8 protein-coding genes are annotated in these 7,023 nt (G+C 71.3%); 3 read left to right on the forward strand and 5 right to left on the reverse strand.

Going from position 1 to position 7,023, the window contains the following annotated elements; all coding sequences use genetic code 11:
- Both ACNFOC_RS48260 and ACNFOC_RS48265 read left to right on the forward strand, forming a co-directional pair.
- Positions 1-311: Zn-ribbon domain-containing OB-fold protein (locus ACNFOC_RS48260; RefSeq protein ID WP_416965353.1), on the forward strand; the 311-nt coding region annotated here is incomplete at its 5' end.
- Complete coding sequence (locus ACNFOC_RS48265) at positions 308-1,108, forward strand: enoyl-CoA hydratase/isomerase family protein (protein WP_416965354.1); 801 nt, start codon at positions 308-310, stop codon at positions 1,106-1,108. The genes ACNFOC_RS48260 and ACNFOC_RS48265, both read left to right, overlap by 4 nt.
- Positions 1,109-1,124: 16 nt before the next feature.
- On the opposite strand, the gene ACNFOC_RS48270 is transcribed toward ACNFOC_RS48265, so the two are convergent.
- The 3 genes from ACNFOC_RS48270 to kbpA all read right to left on the reverse strand — a co-directional run bounded on the left by ACNFOC_RS48270 (position 1,125) and on the right by kbpA (position 4,951).
- Entirely contained in the window at positions 1,125-1,655 is a 531-nt protein-coding gene (locus ACNFOC_RS48270; protein WP_416965355.1) for a hypothetical protein, read from the reverse strand.
- A gap of 36 nt (positions 1,656-1,691) precedes the next feature.
- Positions 1,692-4,037 (reverse strand): BamB-related PQQ repeat family beta-propellar protein, encoded by a 2,346-nt coding sequence (locus ACNFOC_RS48275; RefSeq protein WP_416965356.1) that lies wholly within the window; start codon positions 4,035-4,037, stop codon positions 1,692-1,694.
- 179 nt (positions 4,038-4,216) lie between these two features.
- Entirely contained in the window at positions 4,217-4,951 is a 735-nt protein-coding gene (gene kbpA, locus ACNFOC_RS48280; protein ID WP_416965357.1) for an AfsK-binding protein KbpA, read from the reverse strand.
- A 134-nt stretch (positions 4,952-5,085) separates the two neighbouring features.
- On the opposite strand from kbpA, the gene ACNFOC_RS48285 reads away from it, so the two are divergent.
- A complete protein-coding gene (locus ACNFOC_RS48285) occupies positions 5,086-5,721 on the forward strand; it encodes a TetR family transcriptional regulator (RefSeq protein WP_406131993.1) in 636 nt (211 codons plus the stop codon).
- A gap of 103 nt (positions 5,722-5,824) precedes the next feature.
- Here the strand turns inward: ACNFOC_RS48285 and ACNFOC_RS48290 are convergent, their stop codons facing one another.
- On the reverse strand, positions 5,825-6,289 hold the full coding sequence (locus tag ACNFOC_RS48290) for a nitroreductase/quinone reductase family protein (RefSeq protein ID WP_416965358.1): 465 nt from the start codon (positions 6,287-6,289) through the stop codon (positions 5,825-5,827).
- Positions 6,286-7,023: acyl-CoA dehydrogenase family protein (locus ACNFOC_RS48295; RefSeq protein ID WP_416965359.1), on the reverse strand; the 738-nt coding region annotated here is incomplete at its 5' end. The genes ACNFOC_RS48295 and ACNFOC_RS48290, both read right to left, overlap by 4 nt.

A 7,023-nucleotide genomic window follows, 5' to 3' on the forward strand; every position in this document is an offset into this window, starting at 1 on the left:
CGCCCCGCCCCTGCTGCCCCCACTGCCAGTCCTTCGCGAGCGAGTGGCGGCAGATGAGCGGGCGCGGGCGGGTCTGGTCGTACGTCTTCCCCCACCCCCCGCTCCTGCCCGACTACGCGGCCGTTGCGCCCTACAACGTGATCGTCGTCGAGCTGGTCGACGCCCCGCGCGTCCGGCTGGTCGGCAACCTCGTCAGCGAGGCGGGGGCCGCGATCAACTCCGTTGCCCCGGGCCGGATTCGGATCGGGGCGCGGGTGCAGGTCGTGTTCGACGAGGACGGGCTTCCGCAGTGGATCCTGGAGCGGTCATGACGCCCACCACTCCCAGCACTCCCACCACTCTCACCGTCTCCGTCGACAAGGACACCGGCGTCGCCGTCGTCACCCTCGACCGGCCGCGCAAGCTCAACGCCATCGACCTCGCCACGGCCGGCGAACTGGTCGCCGTATGGCGGGAGTTGCGGTTCGACGACTCCGTACGGGCCGTCGTCCTCACCGGCGCCGGGGAGCGCGCCTTCTGCACCGGGCTCGACCGGGACGCGGTCGTGCCGCAGCCCAACTCGCCCTACATGCAGGACGATCCGCTGCTCGACATCGGTCCGAAGGCCAACGACCTGTGGAAGCCGGTGATCTCCGCCGTGCGCGGGATGGCGTGCGGCGGGGCCTTCTACCTGCTGGGCGAGAGCGAGTTCGTGGTCGCCGACCCGACCGCCGTGTTCTTCGACCCGCACACCACGTACGGCATGGTCAGCGCGTACGAGTCGGTGCTGATGGCACACCGGATGCCGTACGGCGAGGTCGCGCGGATGATGCTCATGGGGACGGCGGAACGGATCTCCGCGCGGCGGGCGTACGAGCTGGGGCTGGTCTCTGAACTCACCGAGCCCGGGCGGGCGTTGGAGGCCGCCGTGGCCTGCGCGACCGTCATCGCCGGGTATCCGACGGAGGGCGTCCAGGGGACCGTACGGGCGTTGTGGTCGGCGAAGGAGGCGGCGCGTGCGCAGGCGTATGCGCAGGCGCCGCCGTTGATCGCGCTCGGCAATCTCCCGACGGAACGGCAGGCGGAGTTGTTCGCCGACCGGCGGAACGGCGGCTTCCGGACCCGGTGAGCGGCACCGAGGCGCGTCACCGATCGACTGTGGCCCGTGGATCGACCTCGCAGTGATCGAGCCGGTCCAGGGCCCCCGTACTGGCGGCGGCCATCCGGAGGGTCGCCTTGCCGTTCGCGGGCACCGACACCTGGCTGGTCGTGTCGGCCAGGGTGGACCCGATGCTGTCCTTGTACGCGACCTTCACGGTGAAGAGCGCCTCGCGCCCGTTCGGGTTCCTGACCTCGACAGTCGTGTACGGGTCGTCAACGCTCGCGCACCGCTTGAGCACCGCGGTGCCGTCCTTCAGAGGCCGGGCGGTGGCGGACGAGGTCGCCGTGGGGGTGGAACGGTAGGTGGGGCGCGAACGGTGCGTCGAGCCGCCCGTCGTACCGCCCGACGATGTCGACGTGTCGTGGTCCTGGCTGGAGCTGCTGCACCCGCCCCCGCCGCTCCCGTGACCATGACGGCTGCTGCTGTGGTGCCGTCCGGTGGAGAAGCCGGTGAGGGTGAGAACCGTCAGTGCCAGTACCGCCGTGAGTTTGAGCCTGCGCCCCCGCGTATGCATCCGATCATGCTACCCACCTGGGCCAACAGACGCCGCTCACGCGGTCCTTGCGGTGCCCGTGCCCTTCTCCGCGTCGAGGGCGTACACGCAGCGGTCCTTGCTGCACGCGTACACGACCCCGTCCCTGACCACCGGTGCCCCGGTGATCTCACCGCCGGTGGCGAGCTTCCAGCGGAGGCGGCCGTCGTCGGACTTGAGGGTGTAGAGGAGGTGGTCGGTGGAGCCGAAGTGGATACGGCCCTCGGCGACCGCGGGGGTGCCCACGATGTCGCCGCCGGCCTGGAAGCGCCACTTGGGTGTACCGGTGACCGCGTCGAGCGTGTAGAGCCCCTTGCCGCTGCCGACGTGGACGTGGCCGGCGGCGACGAGGACCGGTTCGATCGACGCCCGGGACTCGGTGGCGATGCGCCAGCGGTCGCGGCCGTCGGCGGCGTCGAGGGCGTAGACCGTGCCGAGGTAGTCGGCGAGGTAGATTCCGCCGCCTGTCACCGCCGGGCCGGGGGCGAAGGTGGGCGGGCAGAGGAAGACGGCCGGGGCCTCGAAGTGCCAGCGGACGCGGCCGCTCGCGACATCGACGGAGAGGACGCGGGTGCCGGCGGCGACGTACACCTGACCGTCGGGGGCGGCGGTGATCCGTACGGGGACGCCGCCGCAGGAGGCCGCGTCGCCGATCGGGTACGACCAGCGCTCGTCGCCCGTCCGGGCGTCCAGGGCGCGCAGCCGGGCGTCCTGCCACACGTACACGGTGCCGTCGTGCAGCGCCGGGCCCGCCTCCGGGGACTCGAAGTCGGTCTGCGCGCCGGTCAGTTGCCACAGCTTCTGCCCGCTGGACGCCTCCCAGGCCTGGACTCCGCCGCCGCGCGTGCCGGTGACGACGGTGCCGCGCTCGGCCTTGAGGGAGTACACCCAGGCGTCGGTGGACAGCCGCCATAGGTCGCCGCCCTCGCGGGCGTCCAGGGCGAAGAGGGTGGGGCCGTCCGAGGCGTGGATACGGCCGTCCGCGACCGCCATCGACCAGGCGACGTCGCGGGTCTTGAAGGACCGGCGGCCGGTCTGCACGTCCAGGGCGTGCACCTCGAAGGAGGTGACGTAGACGAGGTCACCGGCGACGGTCGGGGTGCCCCAGACGTCGTTCGACATACGGAACCGCCAGGGGCGCCAGCCGGAGGCCGTTTCCGGGGGCAGCGCGGGAGGCGCGGGTACGGCGGCGGGGTCGGCGCCGTTGAGGCCGGGCCGGGGCCGGGACCAGGAGGCGACCAGGCCGGCCTCCGGAGGGGGTGCCTTCACGGCGGCGGCGCGGGCGTCGGCGACACGGGGGCCGGGGCCGATCGGCACCGGGGCGCCGGCCAGCCGTACGGGCCCGGTGTCGGGGGCGCCGGCCGGGACGGGCACGGGCACGACGGGGTCATGGGAGGGCGGCGGCGGTACGGCGACGCGCCCGCCACCACCGCTGCGGCCGGCGGTGGGCGTCGGTTTCACGGGCGGGCGTCCGCCGCGCCGGGTCTCGATCAGGGTGACCGCGCGCTCGGGCAGCCAGGCCGAGGCCGTACCGCTGTCGTCGGAGCCGGAGCCGAAGAGGTGGGGTGCGAGCTGGGCCTGGAGGTCGGCCGGGTTGGGCCGGCCGGTGGCCTCCATCTGCATACAGGACTCGATGAGGGGGCGCAGTTCGTCCGGGAGGCCGGCGAGGTCGGGGCCCTCGCGCAGCAGCATGAAGACGGTCTCGACCGGGTTGGCGCCGTGGAACGGGGGGTGTCCGGTGGCGGCGAAGACGAGCATCGAGCCGAGCGAGAACACGTCGCTCGCGCCGGTGACGCTGCGGGAGTCCTTCGCCTGCTCGGGAGACATGTAGGCGGGGGTTCCCACCGCCACGTTCGTCATCGTCAAACGCGTGTTCGATACGCCCGAAGCGATACCGAAGTCGATGACCCGCGGCCCGTCCTCGACCACGAGCACGTTGGACGGTTTGAGGTCACGGTGGACGAGACCCGCCCCGTGGATGGACTGAAGCGCCTCCGCGACCCCCGCCGCGAGCCAGCGCACCGCCTGGGCCGGCATCGGCCCGCACTCGTTCACTATCTCTTCGAGCGAGGGCGCCGGCACGTACGCGGTGGCCAGCCACGGCACGGCGGCCCGCGGATCGGCGTCGACCACGGCGGCCGTGTAGAAGCCGGAGACGGCCCTCGCCGCCTCGACCTCGCGCGTGAAGCGGACCCGGAACAGCTGATCCTCGGCGAGTTCCGTGCGCACGGTCTTGATCGCCACCCGCCGGCCCGAGGCCGAGCGCGCGAGATAGACCAGCCCCATGCCGCCCGCGCCCAGCCGTCCCAGCACCTCGAACGGCCCGATCCGCCGCGGATCGTGCTGCGTCAGCTGATCCACCACTTGCCTGCCACCTCCCCGTACGGGCCACGCCACCCACATATGTACGCGACCCCGTGCAGCGTCTCACCACCGCACCGCCATGGCGGCACGCACCCTGATTCTTCCTGGCCGGGCCACAGGTTGCGAACCCGGCGACTAATCGGGGTGTCTCGCCATATCTCCGGACAAACGTCCAGGTGTCAGCGTTGCAACAGTGCGAACGACGCCCCTTGATTGTCCGTGACGACCGCCACTTTCCCGTACGACGTCTCGAAGGGCGGGACCTGCACCCGCCCGCCGAGCCGGTGCACAGCCCCCAGAACAGGCTCGATGTCCTCGACCCGGAAGTGCACGAGGAAATGCGGCGGCATCTCCACCGGGAAGACGTCGGAGACCGGCGCCCGCCCGAAGTCGGGAGCGGCCTCCGGTCCGAAGAGGGCGTCTGTGAAAAGTCCGCCGTAGAAAGTGTTCGCGGTTTCCGTGTCGCGGGCGTACAGCTCGGCCCAGCCGAAGGCGCCCGCCTTGTGCCGGGTGCCGAAACCGGGGTGCCGGGCCGCCTGCCACAGGCCGAAGACGGCACCTTCGGGGTCGGCGGCGAGGACGGCCGTGCCCAGTTCCCCCAAGGAAACCGGCGCCATGACGACCTGCCCGCCCGCGTCCCGGATGCGCCCGCTCAGCCGCACCACGTCCGGCGTCGCGAAGTACACCGTCCACACGGTCGGCATCCGCCCGTCCGCCTTGTGCGCGAGCCCCGCGACCGCCTCGCCGTCCTTGCGGGCCCACACGGAGCCGCCGTACGCCTCCTCGAAGGTCCACCCGAAGAGCTCACCGTAGAACCGCCTGCCCGCGGCGAGGTCCGGAAGCTGTGCGTCCACCCAGCAGGGGACGCCCTCTCCGTAGGTCTCTTCCTTCGCGGATGCCCTGTTTTCGGCCATACCGTCAAAGTAACGGCGCCGCACGCACCCCGCAGACCAGGCACACCACCCTCTGGACCCTCGTGCACCCCATTTGCAGTCGGCCGAATCGCGCTCCGATCACCCCTCGGTAAGCTGACGGCATGACAGGACAAGTGCGTACCGTCGACGGCCGCGTGGCCGGCCGGCGTGGGCAGGCGACCCGGCAGAAGCTGCTCGACTGCCTAAGCGAGATGCTCAGCTCCTCCCCCTACCGGGACGTCAAAGTCATCGATGTCGCCCGGAAGGCGGGGACTTCACCCGCGACCTTCTACCAGTACTTCCCGGACGTCGAAGGCGCCGTCCTGGAGATCGCCGAGCAAATGGCCACGGAGGGCGGTCAGTTGACCGAACTGCTCGCCGGCCGGTCATGGGTCGGCAAGGCGGGTTGGCAGACCTCCCAGGAACTCGTGGACGGTTTCCTGGAGTTCTGGCGCAGGAACGACGCGATCCTCAGGGTCGTCGACCTCGGAGCCGCCGAGGGAGACAAACGGTTCTACAAGATCCGGATGAAGATCCTGAACTCCGTGAACAACTCCCTCTCGGACGCGGTCGCCGAGTTGCAGTCCAAGGGCAAGGTGGACAAGGACGTGAACCCGGCGGCGGTCGCCGGTTCACTGGTCGCGATGCTCGCGGCCGTCGCCTCGCACCAGAAGGGTTTCCAGACGTGGGGCGTCAAGCAGGCTGAACTCAAGCCGAACCTGGCGCTGTTGGTCCACCTGGGCGTGACCGGCAGGAAGCCGACGAAGTAGGAGTTCCTGCTTCCCAGGCTCTGACTTCTCAGGTCCCAAGTCCTGTCTCGCGGGCGGTGGTTCACTCCGGTGGACCACCGCCTGCCCTGCATCCACGACGAGTTCAGCGCCGCACGACCCGGAACAGCCGGATCTCCCGCTCCACCCGCGCCTGATACGTCGCGTACGGCGGCCAGAAAGCCAGCGCCGTCTTCCACACCTCCGCCCGCTCCGCCCCCTCCAACAGCCGTGCGGTGACCGGGATCCCGGCACCCTTCCAGCTGATCTCGGCATCGGGATGGGCGAGGAGGTTGTGCGTCCAGGCGGGATGACCGGCACGGCCGAAGTTGGACCCGACCAGAACCCAGCCGCCCTCCTCCGGCATACAGGCGAGCGGACTGTGCCGCAGCTGCCCGCTCCGCGCACCGGTCGAGGTCAGCACCACCCCCGGCAGCATCTGGGCGCTCAGCAGCACCTTCCCGCGCGTGAGCCGGTGCACGGCCCGGTCCATGGCGGGGATGACATGCGGGGCGATACGCGCGAACGCCCGGGTCGACGACACCTTCTGCACCGCTCGCACACCGATCACACCGTCACCTCGCGGCTCTCGAAGAGGCGCGCGCCCTCGGCGGCGTACGCCCGCAGCCGGTGCACCGGCCCGAACAGCAGCTCGTCCCCTGCGGCACGCTTGAAGTAGAGATGGGCCTCGTGCTCCCAGGTGAACCCGATCCCGCCGTGCAGCTGGATCCCCTCGGCGGCGGCGGTCCTCAGCGCCTCCAACGCCTGGGCGAGCGCGAGCCCACCGACCCGCTCTCCCTGGCCGGTTGCCCAAGCGGCGTAATAGGCGGCCGACTTGGCGGCCTGCACCTGCACATACACATCGGCCAACCGGTGCTTCACCGCCTGGAACGACCCGATCGCCCGCCCGAACTGCTCACGCTGCTTGACGTGTTGGACGGTCCGCTCCAGAGCCCGGTCGGCGGCTCCCACGGCTTCCGCGGCGAGCACGGCGGCAGCCGTGTCACCGAGCGCGGAGAGCGCCCGCAGGACGTGCGGACTGTCGTCGGCGCCGAGCAACTCGGCCTCCACGTCTCGTAGTTCGAGCCGCGCCTGGGGCCGGGTCGCGTCAAGAGCGGTCTGCCGTACGCGCACGAGCCCGGCGGCATCCCCCGCGACGAGGAAGAGGAGAGTCCGCGACCGGGCGAAGCCCCCCGCATGGGCGGCGACGAGCAACAACTCCGCGCTGTGCCCGTCGAGAACCTGTGCGACCTGCCCGTACAACCGCCACCCGGAGTCCCCGGCCTGCCGGGCCTGCACCCCGCC

The sequence above is a fragment of the Streptomyces colwelliae genome (assembly GCF_048158785.1).
Lineage (GTDB): Bacteria > Actinomycetota > Actinomycetes > Streptomycetales > Streptomycetaceae > Streptomyces.